Origin of the sequence: Peribacillus sp. R9-11 (assembly GCF_031345095.1) — a bacterium.
Lineage (GTDB): Bacteria > Bacillota > Bacilli > Bacillales > DSM-1321 > Peribacillus > Peribacillus butanolivorans.
Window position 1 is genome coordinate 1,955,764 of record NZ_CP133763.1, and the last position, 19,552, is coordinate 1,975,315.

Annotated in this window: 31 protein-coding genes; 28 read left to right on the top strand and 3 right to left on the bottom strand. The window is 35.3% G+C overall.

Annotated elements, in window-relative coordinates:
• Positions 1-12 precede the first annotated feature (12 nt).
• On the bottom strand, positions 13-408 hold the full coding sequence (locus tag RE409_RS09425; RefSeq protein WP_309558848.1) for a helix-turn-helix domain-containing protein: 396 nt from the start codon (positions 406-408) through the stop codon (positions 13-15).
• Positions 409-558: 150 nt separating this feature from the next.
• Here RE409_RS09425 and RE409_RS09430 point away from each other — a divergent pair, with 150 nt between their 5' ends.
• The 7 genes from RE409_RS09430 (at position 559) to RE409_RS09460 (ending at position 2,474) form a co-directional block, all read left to right on the top strand.
• Positions 559-816: a helix-turn-helix transcriptional regulator gene (locus RE409_RS09430; RefSeq protein WP_309558849.1), complete on the top strand. Its 258-nt coding sequence runs from the start codon at positions 559-561 to the stop codon at positions 814-816.
• 9 nt (positions 817-825) lie between these two features.
• On the top strand, positions 826-1,092 hold the full coding sequence (locus RE409_RS09435; RefSeq protein ID WP_309559251.1) for a group-specific protein: 267 nt from the start codon (positions 826-828) through the stop codon (positions 1,090-1,092).
• 15 nt (positions 1,093-1,107) lie between these two features.
• Positions 1,108-1,230: a hypothetical protein gene (locus RE409_RS09440; RefSeq protein ID WP_309558850.1), complete on the top strand. Its 123-nt coding sequence runs from the start codon at positions 1,108-1,110 to the stop codon at positions 1,228-1,230.
• The gene (locus RE409_RS09445) at positions 1,214-1,438 is read left to right on the top strand and encodes a hypothetical protein (RefSeq protein WP_309558851.1); all 225 of its coding nucleotides are present in this window, start codon (positions 1,214-1,216) and stop codon (positions 1,436-1,438) included. The genes RE409_RS09440 and RE409_RS09445 overlap by 17 nt, the downstream gene beginning before the upstream one ends.
• Entirely contained in the window at positions 1,431-1,658 is a 228-nt protein-coding gene (locus RE409_RS09450; RefSeq protein ID WP_309558852.1) for a YqaI family protein, read from the top strand. The genes RE409_RS09445 and RE409_RS09450 overlap by 8 nt, the downstream gene beginning before the upstream one ends.
• A gap of 97 nt (positions 1,659-1,755) precedes the next feature.
• Positions 1,756-1,926, top strand: a complete 171-nt coding sequence (locus RE409_RS09455) for a hypothetical protein (RefSeq protein WP_309558853.1) — start codon at positions 1,756-1,758, stop codon at positions 1,924-1,926.
• Positions 1,926-2,474: a host-nuclease inhibitor Gam family protein gene (locus tag RE409_RS09460; RefSeq protein WP_309558854.1), complete on the top strand. Its 549-nt coding sequence runs from the start codon at positions 1,926-1,928 to the stop codon at positions 2,472-2,474. Before RE409_RS09455 ends, RE409_RS09460 begins: the two co-directional genes overlap by 1 nt.
• 56 nt (positions 2,475-2,530) lie before the next feature.
• On the opposite strand, the gene RE409_RS09465 is transcribed toward RE409_RS09460, so the two are convergent.
• Positions 2,531-2,698: an aspartyl-phosphate phosphatase Spo0E family protein gene (locus RE409_RS09465; protein WP_309559253.1), complete on the bottom strand. Its 168-nt coding sequence runs from the start codon at positions 2,696-2,698 to the stop codon at positions 2,531-2,533.
• Between the two features lie 194 nt (positions 2,699-2,892).
• Between RE409_RS09465 and RE409_RS09470 the strand changes: the two genes are divergently transcribed.
• The 9 genes from RE409_RS09470 (at position 2,893) to RE409_RS09510 (ending at position 10,449) form a co-directional block, all read left to right on the top strand.
• Positions 2,893-3,810: an AAA family ATPase gene (locus tag RE409_RS09470; protein ID WP_309558855.1), complete on the top strand. Its 918-nt coding sequence runs from the start codon at positions 2,893-2,895 to the stop codon at positions 3,808-3,810.
• Positions 3,811-3,825: 15 nt separating this feature from the next.
• Positions 3,826-4,263: a DUF669 domain-containing protein gene (locus tag RE409_RS09475; RefSeq protein WP_309558856.1), complete on the top strand. Its 438-nt coding sequence runs from the start codon at positions 3,826-3,828 to the stop codon at positions 4,261-4,263.
• 70 nt (positions 4,264-4,333) lie between these two features.
• Positions 4,334-6,772, top strand: coding sequence for a phage/plasmid primase, P4 family (locus RE409_RS09480; protein WP_309558857.1), 2,439 nt, complete (start codon positions 4,334-4,336; stop codon positions 6,770-6,772).
• Positions 6,773-7,043: 271 nt separating this feature from the next.
• Complete coding sequence (locus RE409_RS09485) at positions 7,044-7,478, top strand: hypothetical protein (RefSeq protein ID WP_309558858.1); 435 nt, start codon at positions 7,044-7,046, stop codon at positions 7,476-7,478.
• 2 nt (positions 7,479-7,480) lie between these two features.
• Positions 7,481-7,882, top strand: coding sequence for a YopX family protein (locus RE409_RS09490; RefSeq protein ID WP_309558859.1), 402 nt, complete (start codon positions 7,481-7,483; stop codon positions 7,880-7,882).
• Between the two features lies 1 nt (position 7,883).
• Complete coding sequence (locus tag RE409_RS09495; RefSeq protein ID WP_309558860.1) at positions 7,884-8,423, top strand: ERCC4 domain-containing protein; 540 nt, start codon at positions 7,884-7,886, stop codon at positions 8,421-8,423.
• 171 nt (positions 8,424-8,594) lie between these two features.
• Positions 8,595-8,762: a Fur-regulated basic protein FbpA gene (locus tag RE409_RS09500; RefSeq protein WP_309558861.1), complete on the top strand. Its 168-nt coding sequence runs from the start codon at positions 8,595-8,597 to the stop codon at positions 8,760-8,762.
• Positions 8,763-8,879: 117 nt separating this feature from the next.
• Positions 8,880-9,104 (top strand): hypothetical protein, encoded by a 225-nt coding sequence (locus RE409_RS09505; RefSeq protein ID WP_309558862.1) that lies wholly within the window; start codon positions 8,880-8,882, stop codon positions 9,102-9,104.
• A 910-nt stretch (positions 9,105-10,014) separates the two neighbouring features.
• The gene (locus RE409_RS09510; RefSeq protein ID WP_309558863.1) at positions 10,015-10,449 is read left to right on the top strand and encodes a hypothetical protein; all 435 of its coding nucleotides are present in this window, start codon (positions 10,015-10,017) and stop codon (positions 10,447-10,449) included.
• A 92-nt stretch (positions 10,450-10,541) separates the two neighbouring features.
• Here the strand turns inward: RE409_RS09510 and RE409_RS09515 are convergent, their stop codons facing one another.
• Positions 10,542-10,787 (bottom strand): hypothetical protein, encoded by a 246-nt coding sequence (locus RE409_RS09515; protein WP_309558864.1) that lies wholly within the window; start codon positions 10,785-10,787, stop codon positions 10,542-10,544.
• 107 nt (positions 10,788-10,894) lie between these two features.
• Between RE409_RS09515 and RE409_RS09520 the strand changes: the two genes are divergently transcribed.
• From RE409_RS09520 to RE409_RS09575, 12 genes are all read left to right on the top strand, one after another.
• Complete coding sequence (locus RE409_RS09520) at positions 10,895-11,278, top strand: ArpU family phage packaging/lysis transcriptional regulator (protein ID WP_309558865.1); 384 nt, start codon at positions 10,895-10,897, stop codon at positions 11,276-11,278.
• Between the two features lie 203 nt (positions 11,279-11,481).
• Positions 11,482-11,715 carry a colicin E3/pyocin S6 family cytotoxin gene (locus RE409_RS09525; RefSeq protein ID WP_309558866.1) on the top strand — a complete coding sequence of 78 codons (234 nt, stop codon included), beginning with the start codon at positions 11,482-11,484 and terminating at the stop codon, positions 11,713-11,715.
• The gene (locus RE409_RS09530) at positions 11,708-12,028 is read left to right on the top strand and encodes a hypothetical protein (RefSeq protein WP_309558867.1); all 321 of its coding nucleotides are present in this window, start codon (positions 11,708-11,710) and stop codon (positions 12,026-12,028) included. The genes RE409_RS09525 and RE409_RS09530 overlap by 8 nt, the downstream gene beginning before the upstream one ends.
• A gap of 11 nt (positions 12,029-12,039) precedes the next feature.
• On the top strand, positions 12,040-13,338 hold the full coding sequence (locus RE409_RS09535; RefSeq protein WP_309558868.1) for an ImmA/IrrE family metallo-endopeptidase: 1,299 nt from the start codon (positions 12,040-12,042) through the stop codon (positions 13,336-13,338).
• A 981-nt stretch (positions 13,339-14,319) separates the two neighbouring features.
• The gene (locus tag RE409_RS09540; protein ID WP_309558869.1) at positions 14,320-15,105 is read left to right on the top strand and encodes a hypothetical protein; all 786 of its coding nucleotides are present in this window, start codon (positions 14,320-14,322) and stop codon (positions 15,103-15,105) included.
• 175 nt (positions 15,106-15,280) lie between these two features.
• Positions 15,281-16,111 carry an ATP-dependent DNA ligase gene (locus RE409_RS09545; RefSeq protein WP_309558870.1) on the top strand — a complete coding sequence of 277 codons (831 nt, stop codon included), beginning with the start codon at positions 15,281-15,283 and terminating at the stop codon, positions 16,109-16,111.
• Positions 16,112-16,231: 120 nt separating this feature from the next.
• The gene (locus tag RE409_RS09550; RefSeq protein ID WP_309558871.1) at positions 16,232-16,471 is read left to right on the top strand and encodes a hypothetical protein; all 240 of its coding nucleotides are present in this window, start codon (positions 16,232-16,234) and stop codon (positions 16,469-16,471) included.
• Between the two features lie 86 nt (positions 16,472-16,557).
• The gene (locus tag RE409_RS09555; RefSeq protein WP_309558872.1) at positions 16,558-16,779 is read left to right on the top strand and encodes a hypothetical protein; all 222 of its coding nucleotides are present in this window, start codon (positions 16,558-16,560) and stop codon (positions 16,777-16,779) included.
• 70 nt (positions 16,780-16,849) lie between these two features.
• The gene (locus RE409_RS09560) at positions 16,850-17,179 is read left to right on the top strand and encodes an HNH endonuclease (protein WP_309559254.1); all 330 of its coding nucleotides are present in this window, start codon (positions 16,850-16,852) and stop codon (positions 17,177-17,179) included.
• Positions 17,180-17,198: 19 nt separating this feature from the next.
• Entirely contained in the window at positions 17,199-17,357 is a 159-nt protein-coding gene (locus RE409_RS09565) for a hypothetical protein (RefSeq protein ID WP_309558873.1), read from the top strand.
• Between the two features lie 150 nt (positions 17,358-17,507).
• Positions 17,508-17,837, top strand: a complete 330-nt coding sequence (locus RE409_RS09570) for a hypothetical protein (protein ID WP_309558874.1) — start codon at positions 17,508-17,510, stop codon at positions 17,835-17,837.
• Entirely contained in the window at positions 17,834-19,519 is a 1,686-nt protein-coding gene (locus RE409_RS09575; RefSeq protein ID WP_309558875.1) for a terminase TerL endonuclease subunit, read from the top strand. The genes RE409_RS09570 and RE409_RS09575 overlap by 4 nt, the downstream gene beginning before the upstream one ends.
• The last annotated feature ends 33 nt before the right edge of the window (positions 19,520-19,552 follow it).

The window sequence follows — 19,552 nt, forward strand, 5'->3', positions numbered from 1 at the left end:
GAGTACACGCCCTTATTTGTTATCGTCTTGGAAGATAAAATCAATGTATTTTAAAACATCTTTCATCTTTTCTTCAGTAACTTCTTTTCCATTCAAGTGAGCTGCTATAGTTTCAATTGCTTTGCTATTTTTTTTGTTTTCTATAGAAGATTCATCTTCGGTTATGCCCATTATATATTCTGGTGATGCATCAAAAAAGTCAGCGAAAATTCTAATTATATCCATTTTTGGTTCTGCTAAATTATTTTCATATCTTGAAATCATACTTTTACTAATTTTTGTTTCATATTTTTCATTAATCTGTTTTGCTAATTGTTCGATACTAATTCTTTTTGAAGTTCGCAAATTTTTAAGAATAGATCCAAATGAGTACATAAAACTAGATTCTCCTTCTTCTATATTATTCATATCTAATATACTAACTTATTCGTTCCTATAATGCAATGTATTGTATAAAAAACGTTCCTTAAAAGGAATATTATTCGTTGACATATAAATTTTATTAACCTATACTAAAAATGTTCCTAAAAAGGAACGAAATGAGAGTGAGGTGAAAAAATGGCAAACATCAATCAAAGCACCTCTCGTAGACATCAACCTTACAGGAAAATTAAAGCTTACTTGGTAGAAAACGATATTTCTCAAAAAGATCTTGGTGTCTTACTTGAAAAAAGCCAAAGTGCAGTTAATCAAAAGCTAAATGGGACGGGAGGAGATTTTTCTTTACAGGAAGCAAGAGTGATGTCTGAAAAATTAGGCATTCCAAGTGCATTTTTTTTTGAAGTAATCGTTCCTATAAAGGAACGAACGGGATGAGGTAATCACATTTTTAATGTTCAAATCGATGAAGTTAAATTCAAAAAAATCTATCTCGACGAAATTAAAGAAAAAATGAAAGAGATTGATGTTGAACTGGTTTTTTGGGACGCAAGGGAACTGGAAAGAAGAACTTGTATGTCTTGGAACACAATTCAGAAAGAGTTCTTCTTCGACCCTGACTTTCCTAAAAGGAAGGTTGGGGGCAAATGGTATTTTCCAGCTAAGGAAACAAGAGTGTTCTTATTAGAATGGATTGAGCGTAAATCATCTTAAAAGGAGGCTATTTAATTGGGCGAATTCATGGTATACGGATTGTTCACTCTTCTGGTGTTTTTAGGAGGATGTATGTGTGGGAGCTCATTGACAGAAGGGCGATTGAAGGGAGGTGAAATCGATGGAAAGAACAATTAAATCTTTCGAAGTAGCTGCTGAAGCAACTAATCCTTTTATTTATACATTTGCCACTGGAAAAGAATTCGGTGGAGAAATAGTGGCCGACATTATTGAACACGATAGAGTATTTAAATTGTTTAATCGAAAGGACGAGCTTATCACGGAAATTCATTTACCTGTTCTTTGTGTGAAATACGAATACATTGGAGGCGAATTAAGTGCTTAAAGAGGATATCACAAAGCCAGAAAATACCCAAGCATTAAAAACAGGCTATCCAAACTTGGTAGCACAACCAGAACATGCAGGTATTGATTTTTATGGTCATGAAATTTTAATAGGCGATTCAATTGTAATGGATCCATCCACAGGAGAGATTGTGTTGAAAGAAAATCTGGAAAGTTACCTTAGTGATGTATATGGATTTTCATTTAAAACGGCCGAATAAAAAAGACTCCTGTTGGAGCAGGAGTCCTGAAAAATGTACAACGCTTATAGATATTCTAAACATTTTTTTAAAAAATATGCAACAGGAGGATTAATAAATGTTTTTCGAAACAAAGAAAAATACCGTTTTTAGTCCTGCTAATCCTAAATTAGAACATCTTTATAAATTGCTTGCAAAACATGAACCTGCTTTAGGTGGAAGTCATTTTTATGATGACTTGATTGAAGTATACGAATCGCTTGATAACGAATTGAAGGAGGAAAACTAATGAATTCATTACAACAATTTGAGCTTATGGAAGTTGAAGAAATCCAATCACAGGAAACTAATTTTGAGATTACGGACATTAACAGCCTAAATTGGGCCTTCCGTAAACTTACTGCTCTTAAGTCAAAGGAGAAGGAAATTAAGCAGCTGGCGAACGTGGAACGTGATCGTATTGCTGAATGGGAAAAAGGTGAACTTTCATCGATAACCAGTAGCACTAGTTTTTTTGAATCACTTGTTACTCTATATCATGCTAAACAATTGGTTGAGGACCCTAAGGCTAAAACCATCAGCACACCTTATGGCAAATCGAAAACTCGTAAGTCTAAGGAGACCCCTGATAAGGCAAATGAGGATGTAATCCTTCAATACGTTATTGAAAACGGAATGGATGAATTCATCAAGAGCAGTGTGAAATGGGCAGACTTGAAAAAGTCATTGAAGATTGTGGAAATAAGTGGTGAAAAGGTAGTTGTGGATGAAAACGGCCAGATTGTTCCTGGAGTTAGTGTTAAACCTGAGTCAACTTCTTATTTTGTTGAACTATGACTCAGGTTTAAAACTAAGAGTTTCAAAGGCTAGAGGAAAGCGTCAATGGTTAAAGGTTATTTAGATTTCAATAAAGACTTAAAAATTAACTTGTCTAAGCTTTGGCTATATTGAAGGGTTTCCCAATGAGTAAGACCTTTGTTTAGACCACATTGTACAAGTTTTTTTCTTAGATACTTTATTTTAAAATCTAATAATTCCGTATGGGATTTGAAATTACAGATAGTAAGGGCTCCTTTTAAATTCTTATGTGAATAACAAAGTCTATAGTATTACGAAATGTGAATTTTTGAAATAGGTTTGTCAAAAAAAGTGATATATCGACAATTATTGTATTTTGTTAGTCGATATTCACTATTTATTTATCTGAATAAACACAGATGCAACTATAAGAAATAAGTGTAAAGAAGGTGATTCCGTGTTCCAAGTTACAGAAGCTGAACGTGAAAAAGAAAAGGCAGTCGTAGGCTTCATAGGATGCAGTGGATCCGGTAAGACAGTTAGTGCACTGGTCGTTGCTTACGGGATGATGAAGGAAGCATATCCGGATGCCGGTGAGGCTGAGATATGGCTGAAAATCGGTGTAGTTGATACCGAGCACAGGCGATCGAAATTATACGCCAACTTGCAAATAGGTGATATTCGTATCGGTAAATTCCGACACATTGATTTTACACCGCCATTCACAACTGAACGATATCAAATGGCTGTTCAGACAATAAAGGCAGCTGGTGCAGAGGTAGTTATAATCGATTCGATTTCTCACAATTGGATGGGTGAGGGCGGCATTGTTGAAACCCATGGACAAATGTCCGGTAACTCATTTCAAAACTGGGGCAAGCTTGCACCGGAAACAACAAAGTTAATAAAAACACTTACACAAAATAATGTTCATATTTTGGCTACCTTCCGGACCAAAACAGAGTATGTCGTGGAGCCGAACAGTGAAGGTAAGATGGCACCAAGAAAAGTTGGTACCAAGCCTGTACAAAAAGAAGAAATGGAATATGAGTTCATGCTCAACTTTGTAATTGATATTGATCATTTTGCTGATATATCCAAGGACAATACTCAAATGTTTGAAGGTAAGCCACAGAAAATTACGGTTGATGTTGGCCGAAAACTTTTCCGATGGCTCGAGCTCGGGATAGATGTGAAAGCCGAGGAAGAAGACCGAAAGATTAGCCTGATTGAACAGGTGAAGGCCATTGCATCCAGTAATGCTGAAGCGCAAAAGAAAGTGGAAGAATTTGAATTTAAAGCAAATACGAAGCTTGATGATTTTTCTATCAAACTTGCAAGTACCGCACTCGATAGATTAGCAGAATTTAAATAATAGGAGGAATTATAAATGTTTAAAGTAGACCATACAAAAGGTGAATCAACATTCGAACAAATCAAGCCAGGTGAATATGAAGCAATGGTTATTAATTACGAACAAAAGGAATCTTCAACTAAGAAGAACATGGTCGTTGTCGATTATGAAATTCGTTCAGATGTAGAGCAACCGTGCCAAGGGCAAAAAATTCTTTTCGATAACTTCATCGTTTCTGATACAACTTTGTGGAGATTCCAACAGGCCTCGGTAGCTGCACAGTTCCCTAATGGTATGGAGTTCGCGAACTACAAAGAATGGGCGGATGCATTCTTAAATAAACCTGTCCGTTTAGTAGTCGGAGAAAGAGAATATAACGGTAAAAAATACGCTGAAGTAAAGGCGCTTAAAGTTTCTGAAGTAAGCGCACCAGATACAACAATTTCAATTTCTGATGACGATGTTCCATTTTAAGCTAGAAATTAATAGATTCAATGAATAGAGGGGAGCTTGATAGGCTCCCTTTTCAAAAGGGAGTAATCAAATGACACATCAATTTCACAATATACCTGTAGAGCTTAAAAACACTCCTCATTGGATCCTATGGCGTTCTGAACTGCGTGAAGGTAAAAAGACAAAGGTTCCATATCAGATTAACGGGGAGATGGCTCAATCAAATAATAAGCGCAGCTGGTCAACGTTCCCTACAGCTATAAAGTTTTTCGAAAAGGGTGGGTATAACGGGATTGGCTTTATGTTTTCCAAAGATGATCAATTCATTGGAATAGATATCGACCATTGTGTGAATGAAGGGGCCCTTACTGAACTGGCTGAGGATGTTATTGAAATAGTCCAAAGCTATACGGAATACTCTCCAAGTGGTGAAGGCATCCACATCATTGCAAAGGGTACGTTACCACTCAAAGGACCAGGCACTGGGAGGAAAAATCCTAAACTTGGTTTAGAAATATATCGGCATGGCCGGTACTTCACTTTCACTGGAGACAGTTTAGGCGAAACGCCAGTTCAAGATGGTACTGAACACTTTAAGGTTCTTTTTAAAAAGTATTTGGAAGAAAAGCCAAAGCAAGAATCAAAGGTTAATACCAATGTTTCTGAACGTGAAGATATCCGGAGCCTTCCAAACTCAGAGTTATGGGAAAGGATGTTCAGCAGCAAGAACGGTGGAAATATCAAAGATCTTTTTCAGGGGCACCTGATAAACGGGGACCATTCTTCCACAGATATGGCTTTGTGTAATCACTTGGCATTCTGGACGGATAAGGACGCATCGAAAATGGATTCGATGTTTCGAGAATCAAGCCTTGTTCGTGAAAAGTGGGATAAGCAGCATTCAGGGGATGGTCGTACATATGGTCAAATGACAATTGAAACGGCCATTCTTGCTACTCCCTCAACTATATCTGATTTCGAGCCACCGGAAGAAAAGAAATATGAAATATACATTTCCGATGAACAACATGAAATTGAAGATACTGAAGAGATCATTGATAAGGTACCTAATTTTCATTTAACAGAGCTAGGAAATGCAGAGAGAATCGTTTATTACCATGGAGACAATATCCGGTACTGTAACGAACTGGAATGGCTCATATGGAACGGGAAGCAGTGGCAGGAGGATAGCAAGAGGAATATCGAGGCACTTGCTGCTAAAACGCTTAGAGGGCTCTACCAGGAGTCGAAAACTGAAGAAGATCGATATCATGCAAAGCAGCTAAACGATTGGGCAAAGAAGTGTGAAAAGCGTGCTATTCGAATAAACAGCATTTTGGATGTAAGACCTATGGTTTCTATAAAAAAGAAAGACTTGGACGCTCATAAATTTCTTTTTAATTGTGATAACGGAGTCATTGACTTGGAGACAGGAGAGTTAAAACCACACGATAGGGACTTGCTTTTTACTAAGATCTCACCAATTGAGTACAGGAAAAATGCCGAATGTCCAAGCTGGATGACTTTCTTAGAAAGTATCTTTCTCACACCAACTGGTTTACCTGACCACGAGCTCATAGAATACATGCAAAAAGCAGTAGGGTACTCGTTAACTGGGGAAACGACAGAACAAGTCATGTTTTTCTTATTCGGTAATGGACGGAATGGTAAATCAACCTTTATTAATGTCATTCAGGATCTGCTTGGTGATTACGGCAGACAGACGAACAGTGATACTTTCATCAAAAAGAAAAACGACAGTGGAATCAACAATGATGTGGCCCGGTTAGATGGAGCCCGTTTCGTATCTGCTGTTGAAAGTGAGGAAGGGCAGCAACTGTCCGAATCCTTGGTAAAGCAGATTACTGGTGGTGAAAAAATGTCCGCACGTTTCCTTAGACAAGAGTATTTCGAATTTACACCAGAATTTAAAGTATTCTTCACTACCAACCATAAGCCAATTGTGAAGGGTGGAGACAATGGTATTTGGAGAAGAATTAAACTCGTTCCTTTTACTGTTACGATTCCAGAAGAAAAAATAGACAAGGACCTACCAAAGAAACTTGAAAAGGAAATGCCAGGTATTCTGCGTTGGGTTGTTGAGGGATGCTTAAAATGGCAGGCAGAAGGATTGAAAGATCCAAAGGCTGTTACACAAGCGACGGACAATTACAGACAGGACATGGATATTTTAGGTCCTTTTATAGATGAAAATTGTGTTATTCAAAGTGAAGCTAGGATTGAAGCGAAAACTTTATATGAAAATTATAAAAAATGGTGTTTTTCAAATAATGAGATGGAATTGAAAAACCGTTCATTTTATCGACAAATGGAAGTTCGTGGATTTAAAAAGGAGAATGGAGCTAAAAACAAGGTTTATATACATGGCCTTACTTTGAGCCAATACTCAGGTGTCGGATTTCTACCAACGTTAGATTATGAGGTTAATAAAGATGTTAATAAGGATAACGAATCAAATTCTATTAATGATTCAAATAAAGTCACTCCTATTAACAGAAAGAAGCTTTAAAGCCTTATCCTATCTAGTTTTGTTAGTTTGATAGAATTTATTATTTTTTACTAAGGGTTAATGGGGTTAATGAATTTTTACTGTTATACGTCATGAAAATTAATTAATAAAAAAAATAATATATATATAAGAGCTTAAATACTTTTCCTATTAACTTTATTAACTCGTTAATCCTGATGTTCGATAAACCCTTATATATCAACGTTTTTAGTGGTTAATGAGTAAAAAAGGTTAATTAACCTATTAACCCTTATTTTAAAAGAGGTGTTTTATGCATCCAAAGCAAATTTGTGATGATTTCAAATCCTTATGCTCTCCATTTGTTCTAGATGGTGACGAATTGTTCATAGACAACCCAGAAAATATTTATCCAGAACTAGAGGAGCTAGCCAAATCATATAAAGCTAGAATCGTTGCTTTCCTGAAAGGAAATTATTCTGATCAGGATCATGCAGTTAAGCAAACGATAGACAAGATTATTAAATTCTATTGTGGAATTGACCAAGATATGAACGAAAAAATAAATAATTGGCTAAATAATGATGCTGCAGGAACCGCAGCTGTTATGCAATTGCTGATTGATTTGAATAATAATGGCTGGGATAAGGTCACTGAGCCAATATGTAATTTTGAAAATGATGTGACGGATAAGCTGTCTAAGGAAATATTCGAAAGAGCGATGGCTTATTTCAAGAAAGGAGCATGAGGATGAAAGAACCAATTTATCAAGCATGGCTAGGAAACTGCATGGTGCAAGTAACAACATTAAATATGATAAAGAACGCACGTGATGGTTTATATACTAACGATTCAAAAGGATTTTTCCTTGATGGACCTAATAAGGGCTCACATACATCATTTGATTTAAATAAAGCTAAATTGCGTGAGTGCACCGGGTACGATGGGATTTATGAAGGAGACGTACTTTACGGCGAAGAGATAGGGGAATACGGTTCAATCTTATCTAGCTGGAAAGGTTTGGTCTATCGGGATGAAGAAAAGTGCGGGTTTTATGTTAAGGATGACTTAGACATCTATAGACTAGATGATTATGATTACTCAAAAATCATCGGCAATATTTACGAAAATCCAGAATTATTGGAGTCCTAATATGAGCGTTATCCATTATAGATATTCCGACAAGGAATTAGAATCAATCCTTTCCACACTTGAAATCATTGTGGATACCAGGGAGCAAAAAAACCAACATGTACTTGATTACTTCAGAAAGAAAAATGTTCCTTTCAAATTAAGGACCATGAAGACCGCGGATTACTCAGCGATGATCCCTAAAAACCCTGAAATGGGTATCACCCGGGACATTTACTTAGCTGCAGGTATTGAACGTAAAAATGGTGTAGATGAGCTGGTTGAATCGATAAAAGATCGTAACCGGTTTGAAAATGAGTTGATTCGAGCTTCAAAGAATCCATTCGTCTTAATTTGTGAAGACTTAGAAGGATATTCAAAAATTTTAAACGGACATTATCGTAGTCAATATAAACCTAAATCGCTCTTAGGAAGCTTGAAGACATTTGAGGTGAGATATAACTTCTCAACTGTTTTCTTGGCCCCTGGTGCTACTGGTAACTATATTTACCATCACTTTTACTATATGACTCGTGAATTACTGAAAAAAGGATTTATCTAACCTGTGAAAGGGTGAAGGCTTATGAACGGACAAATATATATAGCTTTCTGTCCAGCCTGTAAATTCACTGTGTATTCAGGAAAACACCTACGCTTAAATAATTATAAATTCACATGTTCCTGCGGTTGTCATTTTGTCTTAGATATTAACTTTGCTAGAAAGGATTGAACTATGGTCTTACGTAAAAGAGTCGAACTTGAAAAAGATTTTTATAAAAATGAACTTTTAAAAATGGGATATTTCAAAACGCCGGAAGGGCTGCAACTTTATGAATTAACTTTGAGCGAATTGGAGGATATCTATAAAGCTGAAAAAGCGAGGGGAAAACATGACGAGTAAAGGTAAACGTCGTTTAAAAAAGTCTCTGGCCAAAAGAAAAAAGGATCGCTTGAATCGTGCATGGAGAAACATCTTTGTTAAGTCAGGTTATCTAAAAAAGTATGGGGGCAGATATCCATGAGTAAGAAGGTTCAACCGGTTATTATCCGCCGCCAAAAGAAGCATGAAGCTGAACAAGCTATCAAGGATTTATTAGCGAGGGGATTTGAGATTGTTTCCCCTCTTAAACAGGAAAATCCTCAATCTGAAGTGCTTAGTAATTATTCTTTTGAGCAAAAGCGATTCCAGGTAGAAGATTTTTCTTCTCCTTGGATTGCTAAGTTGAGGAGAGTCGTACAGTAGACACAAACTGTGTTAAAACCGCTTAATCAACATCTCTTTTTCTATAAAAAATCAATGTTACCTTGATAATTAAAATTATGAAAAGGGCAATAACCATAATAATATCTAGTGTTATAAATTGTGAAAGAGAGGTTACTTATAATAAAAACACCCCTAGATAGGAGTGTTTATAGAGATGATATTGTCAATTAATTTAGCAGCATAATTTATATCACTAATTAAATCCACATGACCACTATCGGGATAAGTCAATTCAAAAGTATGGTGTGAATCTACAGTTAGACACCGTACTTGTAGAATACGAATTTCATTAACTGAAAATGTTTGTGTAATGTTTACTTTATCAAAGTTGCATAGTTCAGTAAGTAAATTTTTTATATTTTCGACTGTCATAATCATATCCTTTCCATATTACAACTTGTCATTAAAATGCAGAATGGATTTGCAAGTAGTACAAGTCACTTTTGACAAGGGTCTAAATTTAATCTGTCTTAAATTAAACGTAACATATTCAACGTCACATTCACATTGACTTTTATTTTTAACAATATGGATATCATTAGTATTAATTTGGATGGTTGGAAAATGCAAATCATTACCTCACTTCTAGATGTTAAGAATAGGAACTAATTTTATCATCGACACTCATTAACCGACAATAGGAGTGATAAATCCTTTACTGAAAATTTACATTGCATGTAACACACCGGTGATATAAGTCTCAAAGAGGTTCCTCACTGGAACCCTCTGCTTGTTAGGGAGTTCAATATTTCAATATGAAAAAGGAACGGGTCTATACAGATGAGCAGAGGGAAAGAGCTGCTGAAAGGTTTTTTAAGGCTAGAAACGCCCTATAAATAAAGGAAAACAAAACTTTAAATCCAATCTGAATATAAAGGGAGCCAATACTATGACAACTGCTAAATTGAACGTATTATTCAAGAAAATTCAAAAGGATGATAAAAAGGAAGTTCTCATGTTCCATGTTCAAGGGGATGAATTACCGCATGCTAATGAGCTTTTAAAAATGCCAGGATCGATTACAATGCTGAATGTGGAAGAAAGCGAAGCTGGAGAAATTGGAGCTGAATTTATATCCATTCAACGTGATAATAAAAAAACTGTTTTAAAGTTCCATATTAAGCGAGATGTGGATGAGAAGGTTAACAAATTATATCCTCATGCTGGAGCAAATGTTTCTATTACTCTTCAGCCTTCGCAAATGAGCATTGAGGAGTTTTATGAAGAACCACATGAAGGTTTGGAATATAGCGTAAATCCAGACGGTACGGCCAATATACCAAGTGGCCAAATCGAAATGGATGAGGTTGTAGTAAAACATTAAAAATTCTGCACTGTGCTATTGCTTGAAGTGAAAAAAATAGCTGGGATTGCTCCCAGCATTGTTGCAACCTTAGTGAATGCGTTTCAATTAACCTACTCCTCATCAGGATAATGTTTTAGGTAAACAACTTTCCCTGGAAGTTCGATTCTATGTTTCGCGTCATAACGACAACTTAGAATTTCAAATGAACCTTCATCCACTCTAAATGCTATTACCTGATCAAAATCACTATCTAATATAACGAATTGGTTTGGGTCCGTTCGGTGTTTATATAGCGTATAAGTCCGATGAATAAATATGGACCAGTCAAAGGAAAGTGAAATTTCTATAGTTTTCATTTTGTGCCCCTTACTTTTATGAAGTATTTTATAACATAAAAAACCAGGCTTCCTCCCGGCTATGGTGAAAGTTTTAGTTGAAGTATTATAACATAGGGGGAGAATGAATGAGTAACCAATTATCCTTCTTTCCGGATGTTGATGAGAAGCAAGTTCGCTCATTAGTGGCCAAGGAACTGAAGCTTTACAAAGCTCTCAAAATACGCTTGCAAAATAAAAAAGAACTAGACGAGAATGGGATTTCTAGCCACATCTTTCCGAAACTTTTAGAAAATGACGCAGAAAAAGAATTCAAGGTCAGTCATATGGAAAGGGCCTTAAAAAAAAGCCTGGACAGTATTGAAAGACAAATAATCGAAATGAAGTATCTCAGTTCAGAAAGGCAAAATGATATTAATATATATATGGAGCTTGGTTTACAAAAGACTCCATATTATGAGAAAAAGAAAGTTGCTATTTTTCAACTAGCTTCAGCATTGGGAATAATTTAAAGGAAAGACAGATTACATTTTATCTGTCTTTTACTTATTCTATTATTAAAGCTTAACGGAGAGTTGAGTTGAATTATGGGATAAATAGAAATTTAAAACAACAAAAGAAATAATTGAAAAAATAAATAAATTCTATAATTAATTTAGTATAATGTGGAAGTACATGTGTTTATGGGAAAATTATGTGAATGGAGTGAATTAGGATGGTTCATAAAATACTTCCGCGACCATCTTTTTTAGATACTTGTGTATCTCTAAAAGTTGTAGGGAATAGAAAAGTATGGAGGTCCCACGATGGTAAAAGACTATATACATGGGATTCTTTACACGGTGAAATAGAAGTTTTTAATAGGCAAGGGAGACACTTGGGGTCGGCAGATGCTATTTCGGGTGCATTAATCAAAACGGCAGTGAAAGGAAGGAAATTAGATGTCTAAATTAACATTTATGGATGCTTGCGTACAAGGAGAGGCACTACTTGAAGATATTGATGAATATATTGAAGAATGGCATGAGAGTGAGACTGAAGAAGAAATTTATGATTTTTTAGGAATGACATTGGAAGAGTACGGAATTTGGGTTGAGAATGATTTTATGTTAAAAACAATTTTTTATTCTAGGGAGATAGGTAAACCTATTATAGAAGTCATCAAAGAAAGTGACGTTCAGAAGCTTGTTGCTAGAGCTGAGACTCCTGAAGAAGCTGCGCAAGTTAAGGTTTGGCTAAAGAAAAAAGGCTGGTTATCTTAGGAGATGAATCAATGGTTAATTCTATCCCACGTGAAAAAAAGTTAGCACAAAGAATATCGAAAAAGTACTCGCTAACTCCGCCAATCAATATTAGAGAACTCATAGATAAATATGCAAAATGTGTAGAGGATTCAGTGCCAAGTAATGCTGATGCTATCTGTATCATGAACATTGAACGGCCTGTAGTATTTTTAGATCGTTTTAAATCTGAAACGCGTAAGAGATTTACTTTAGCACATGAATTAGGTCATTTAATCATACCGTGGCATAACGGTATGATTTCCTGTCATACCGATAAAGTAGATATGGTCGATCAAACTGCTTATCAAATTATGGAATCTGAAGCTAATAGTTTTGCTGCAGAGATTTTAATGCCTACTGAATGGTTAACAGAGATGGTTTTAGAAAAAGAAAAAAGTGGATTAAAAGATTTAATGGACTTTGTTGCCAAAAAGGCTGAAGTTTCTAGAAGTGCTGCTTTTTTTTCAGTAATAAAACATTTGCCTAGTGGATATGTTTTTCATATTCAAAATAATGAGATGTATTTTGATAGTTTTAAAAGATCACCTGGTACAAGCATCATCATCCCTTCTCAGGATGATAAATATGATAGAAAATGGTTAGATGAAATTGCAATTAAAACAGGGACTTATGATTTGGATTCAATACAGGTTAAGTGGTGGAAGGTACCAAATGTTTTATCTACTGATCAATTAACAAAGATAATTGAAGAATCCAAAGACCTAACTTATATTCGTGATAAGGTTAATAGATTACAAGATGACGCTTTTGTATCATCATTTACTGATTTAATTAATCTTCTTCCAACAGGGTATATTATAGACATAAAGGGGGGCGATTATAATAGATTCTTCCGATCTCCAAATACCAATATAGGTATACCCAATTTTAAAAGCGCGAACGACGAGATTGCTTGGTTTAAGGAACATTCCTACAAAAGCGGGTATTTTAAGTATCTCGGATATAACTATTTTTGGGGTTACTTTGTCGTAAAAACACCGCATAACCAAAAAACTCAAGATAAACGATTATCAAAGGATATTCTAAAAGCAATTCTTAGGGAGTGTTATTCGGAGGATTCCAAAAGAAAAAAATTGACTCATAAAATGAACGGAATAATTGGATCATTAAATAATAAAGCCCCTAGTCAATTTAATGAATTCTATAGACTTTTTCAAGAAAGGTTATTAGGTGAGCAAATATTCGAAAGAATAATGCAACATAAAGATTTTGAAGTTTTCATGATTAATAAAATTAATGAGCTATTAGCCAAAAGGGTTAATCGATGATTTCTATTATATTGCTTATGTTCCATCAATCTCCTCTTAAAGAAAATATCCCACTTCTATCAAGCTAGAGGTTTTTTGTTGTTCAATTAACGGGTGCTTTATTTCCATAAGATGTAATAAAAGAGAGACTACTTAAGTAGTCCCTTTTATTTGTTCCAAGATTAAGTTTAGTAAAGCCAATTTTAAAGAAAGACATTGATTAATAAATTACAAAAGAGAGAAACAATAGGTATTATAATCATACTCCGCCAAGTAGTGTTCCAGTTGTATTTTATGTAGGTTTCACCTTTTTCAGACTTACGACGAAATTCAATACTAGTCTTAAGTTCTTTTTGATTATTTTTCTTTTTCTTCATGTTTAGATACCAACTTTCTCATTTTTATAGTACTGATTTTAAAAATTTAAGATGAAATCCTTTTTTTGAATCTAATTAAATTTGATTTCAATTTATTAACGTAAAGAAATACAATTACTGACTTTGATTCAATTAACTACTTTGGAAAGAGTTAAAAACAATAGGCTAGTCCTTATTTTTAAATTACTTTGTTAATTCCTTTTAAAAAAGGTTATTAACGCCTATGTATAAAGAATATGTAATGGGTGTTGTTTTTGATAATGATACTGAACAAAAATCAGGACAAAATGTGGAGAAAAAGGCTGCTAAAATTGTGGCCTTTTTTTTCTTGCCATTTTTATAAGATTATCTCAGGAAAGAAATTCCTGGGAAACGCACATATCCCATATCAAAGTGCATTACTCGAGTAGTCAAACAGGCATGAAGTTTATGCTGATGCACTTTGTTTGCGGTGGCTGCTGGTGGGGCAAGGGGGTAAGAGCCCTCCAAAACTTATTTTAATAAGCAATTAGCATAATGGGGTGGTTATAGGTAGAATGTCACAATTTGACGAACGGTTTTTGTATTAATATTTACGTGATTCGGTTATGTTCTTCTGAGGTACAAGAAGGGGGAACTAGTTATTATGCAGAAAAAGCAAAGATTAAACGAAATTTTGGCAGAGGATAATAAACTGCGAGGTGCTTTGAAATTTTCCAGTAAAGAGAACTTAGAAAGCCTACAGAATGGAACACTTTATTTAAATAACTTCCAGTACTACAAAGATGAGGAGTTGAAAGAGAAAAGAAAGGGACAAGGTGATGCCTATGATGTGACTCTTCGGATTTCTGATGTAGATATAACCTTTGAACACCCGGAAACAGGGGAAGTGCTTTTTAAGGGTAAAGCCAGCAATTCTAATTTGGAGAGTAAGGAAGACTATCAAAAGCACCTATTTTGCATGACTGGAATAACATCTGACTTATTAGAAATAGTCGAAATAAAAGATAATGTTGCCACTACCAGTCTTGCGTTGTCTGATGAATTAAAAGAAAAGGCTCTCGAAAACTTTGGGGACCATGTGATGTTAATTGATATAGGACGCTTCATTGAAAGGTTAGAGCAAGTTTGCGTAGAAGAAGGTATTAAAGTGATAGGAAATCGAGTTGAGTACCGAGATATGTCAATCAATCATTCAGACCGTATAAAAGCATTCGGTACAGGTAATGCCAACTTCTTCTTTCAAAAGGATATTTTTTTCGCTTACCAAAGCGAGTACAGACTTGTATTCCCTGAATTAATAAGTGATAAAGCAGAAATTATAGATATCGGTAGTATAAAAGAATTTACTAACATTTTTACAACGAAACAATTTTTTGAAAAAAAACTTCAGTTTAAATTAACTTTAACTGAAGAAGTGGTTACTAAATAAAAAAAGAGAGCATCCATTCAGTGGGTGCTTTTTTAGAAGATATATCGGGAATAGTTTTCGACTAAAACATAAGTTCTCACCGACTCGCTGAGGTTTTCTATTGCTTTTGATTTTACATTATCTACCTCAGAGAATAATGAGTTAATAGTGCTACAATTATCAAGAGGTGGTAACTTTGTTTATTTCTCCAATGCTATTACAAAAAACAGAGCAGCCCTTCGAGGATGATGATTTTATAACTGAGCTGAAGCTTGATGGGATTCGATTAATTCTTTCTAAGTTTGATGATCAGATAAAATTGTATACTCGCCACAATAATGAGGTCACAACAAAATTCCATGAATTGTTCCAGTTGGATATTCCGGATGGAACTATACTGGACGGTGAAATTATCGTGACTGATTTACAAGGTAAGCCTGATTTTGAAGCAATGATGGAAAGGTTTCAATCAAAGAAATCAGAACATGCTATACAATATTGCGTATTTGACGTAATTTATCATAATGGTCAAAAGGTAACTCATTTACCTCTACACGAGAGAAAAGAGTTGCTTGAAGAAATAGTGAAAGATTCCAATTTAATTTGTAAGGTTCGATGGATGTATGGAAATAGCCCAGCTTATTTTGATTTAGTGAAACAACAAGGGCTTGAAGGAATTGTCCAGAAGAAAGCAAACTCTATATATCAGATTAATAAACGATCTCATGATTGGCTAAAGGTTATTAATTATCAATACACTGATGCTGTTATAACTGGTCTACGAAAAGATGAATTTGGATTGTTGCTAGGAATTGAAGAAAATGACCGAATAAAGCCAGCTGGCATAATGGAGTTTGTTACACCTTCAGCAAGGAAGCAATTCTATAACCAGTATCAAGATTTAATTGTAGATGAAAACAAGAAATTCATTTACTTGGATCCGAAGATTAAATGCAGAGTTAAGTTCAGAAACTATACCAAGAATGGTTTGCTACGCATTCCTTCTTTTGTTGAATATATATCATAACCGTCTATCCATCCATAAGGTAGGCGTTTTTTAATACCTTCTTTGTAAAAAAAAATTTTGAAATAAACAGGAACAACATCCTCTTTTTCGAATTGAGTATTAAGAGGAGTAGTGATAATAATGAAATATGAAGTGCATATTGGGTTAAAAAATGGCCAATCGTATACTTTTTTCGTAATTGCAAGTAGTAAAGATGAAATAATAAATCATATAATAAATAAGCATGGAAATGGATGGTATCATTTTGTAACAAAGGAATATGTCCGATACCAAGTATTGAAAAATGAGATTATTGGAATTGGAATTAGTATGAATGGGGAGGAAGTGCAAGAATACGAAAGTAAGTTCGAAAATCTTTAAATAAATTGAAGCATCCTTCGGGTTGCTTTTTATTTACAGGAAATTATCTCCTTTTGTCGAATTAATGGGTAAAAGGAAGTGATTAAATGAAAAAATATAATGTTACTTATACTTTAACTGAAAACCTTAAATTACATCGGACTTTATCTGCTGAAAATCAAGATGAGATTAAAGGAATAGTATTCGGTAGTACAGAAGTTGAATATGAAGCCAATAGTATGTATTATCGTTTTTCTCTAGATGATTGTATTCTCGTTACTATACAAGAAATTAAGGAAACCGATGAATGGGGAGTAGAAATACTTTAATATGCTGAGAGCACTCACTTATGTGGGTGCTTTTTATTTTGGAGAAAGAAGGGTGAGGGAATGGGTAAGGATGGTTGAATACAAGACAGAGGCACAGAAGAAGAAGTTCTATAGAACAGGTGATTGGAACAAGTTAAGGCTTGAAGCTTTGGATAGAGACAACCATGAGTGCCAACAGTGTAAGCGTGAAGGTAAGGTGCATGTGGACTCAATCAAGGTACAAGGTGAACGTAAGAGTGTAGAGCTTAACGTCCATCATAAGTATGAGATTGAACATTATCCAAAGTTAGCTTTGGTATTGGATAACCTTGAGACCTTATGCTTGAACTGTCATAACAAGATGCATAATCGAGTATTCGGTGAACAGAAAAAGAAACGTTGGGATGATGAGATGTGGTAAATAAGAAATGATGATATCAATGATTGCTAAGATGTTCGATAAAGCAATTAAAGATTACGAAACTATTGAAGATGGATATAACAGAATGTCTATTGAGAATGAAATTAAAAGAAATGAAATAAAAAGCAAAATTGAAGAACAGTCTAAAAGATTTGATAAGAAAAGAAAACGTAACTAAAAATTATTTAAACACATTCGTTAAGATATACCCCCCCATAAAATATTTCATCAATTATTTCAAACCCGGGGACCGGGGAGGGGGTGTTCTGTCGAGATTTTTAGAGTTATTCACGCACGTAGAGGCCATATAGGGGGAGGGGGGTGTAGCATGACATCTGATATTAAAAAGTTACACGAACAATTAATGAGTAAAATTGATATTGACGATTTGATGGAAGTGAAAAAGGTGCGACGCTATATTAAATTACTGGAAATGGATCACTTGTGCAATGAGGCAATTGAACGGGATGGCTCGACAATTGTTATTGAAAATGGCAAACAACGCTTTGTTAAAAGCCATCCATCCATGAATGACAAGACCAAAATTAATTCACAACTTATTGCGATTGAGAAAACTTTCAATTTCATCAGTGAGGGCTCCCCTTCCTCTGCATCAACTGTGGAAGACGGAGAACCAACGGATGCTGATCTAATTTGAATGCAAATAAATACGTCGATGAATATATCCAACTCTATGAATCCGGCAAGATAATCCTAAATAAAGAGCGAATCATGTTAATTAATTATTTGCGTGAGCATGTATTAAGTCGAGATGATTTGTACTTCAATGACGAAATGATTGAAAACTGTATTCGGTTTGGAGAGAAGTGGTATTTTCCACTTGGTCCTTTCCAGAAGTTTTTAATTGCATTCGTCTTTTTGTTTTATAAAAAAAATGATCGTGTTTTTTACAGAAAGCATTTATGGATGCTTGGCCGAGGTGGCGGAAAGAATGGCTTGATTTCTGTCATCACACACTTCTTAACGAGCCCTCTACATGGTATACGAGAATATAACGTTTCTATTGTCGCGAACAGTGAGGAGCAGGCAAAAACTTCGTTTGACGAAACCTATGGCGTCATCGGTCGGAGCAGCACGTTAAAAGGAATGTGGGCGCGCACCAAAGAAAAAATTACGAATAAGAAAACGGAATCGGTTTTAAAATACCGAACGTCAAATGGAGAAACGAAAGATGGTTTGCGTGACGGGGCCGTTGTATTTGATGAAATACATCAATTTGAAAGCAACAAAGATGTCCGCGTCCACATTTCCGGTTTAGGGAAAAAGGCAAATCCGCGCGAATTTTACATTGGTACAGATGGATATGTACGTGATGGATTCCTGGACAAGCTGAAAGAAAAGGCCATGAAAGTTTTAAATGGCGAAGCCCGGGCAAATGCATTATTTCCCTTCATCTGCAAATTGGATGATGAAAGTGAAATCGATGATCCGTCTAATTGGGAAAAAGCGAATCCGATGTTGTGTGAACCTCGTAGCATCTATGCGCAGGGTTTATTCGACACCATCTATGAAGAATATGAGGATTTAGAAGACGATCCATCAAACCGCGAAGAATTCATGACCAAACGTATGAATTTACCTATTACAGATCTAGAAAGGTCTGTTGCCAAGTGGGAAGAAATAGAAGCAACTAATCGCCCATTCCCTGACCTTGAATACAAAGAATGCATTGGGTGTTTAGACTATGCATCCATTCGTGATTTTGCTGCCTGCGGTCTTTTATTTAGAGACGATGGCAAGTACATTTTCAAAACACATTCTTATGTTCGAAAATCGTTCGCTGATAAATTTTATAGTTATTCGAAAAAGCATGATGCTGAAATGGCTGGAAAGAAAAAGTTCGCACCTATCCGTAAATGGGAGGAAAAGGGCCTCTTAACAGTTATAGAAGGCGAAACCTTAGATCCCAATATTATTGTTCAATGGTTCGTTCAGATGCGGGAATATTACAATATCAAGAAAATCATTGCTGATAATTTTCGGATGGAGGTATTAAGACCATTATTCGAAGCGGAAGGTTTTGAAGTCGAAATCATCAAAAATCCACGTGCCATTCACAGTCTTTTAGCACCAAGAATTGAGCTTGCTTTTGCTAATCGACAGATTATTTTTGGAGATAATCCATTAATGCGCTGGTATACAAATAACGTATTGGTTTCAATTAAAAAAGATGGCAATAAGGAGTATCTGAAAAAAGAGCCAATTCGACGCAAAACAGACGGCTTTCAGGCTTTCGTGCATGGTATGTACAGAGCAGATGAAGTCGAGGAAATGGATATTAGTGGAGCGTTAGATATCTTAGAAAGTTTGAATTTCTAACTTTACCCATAACTTTGAGAGAAAGGGGGTGAG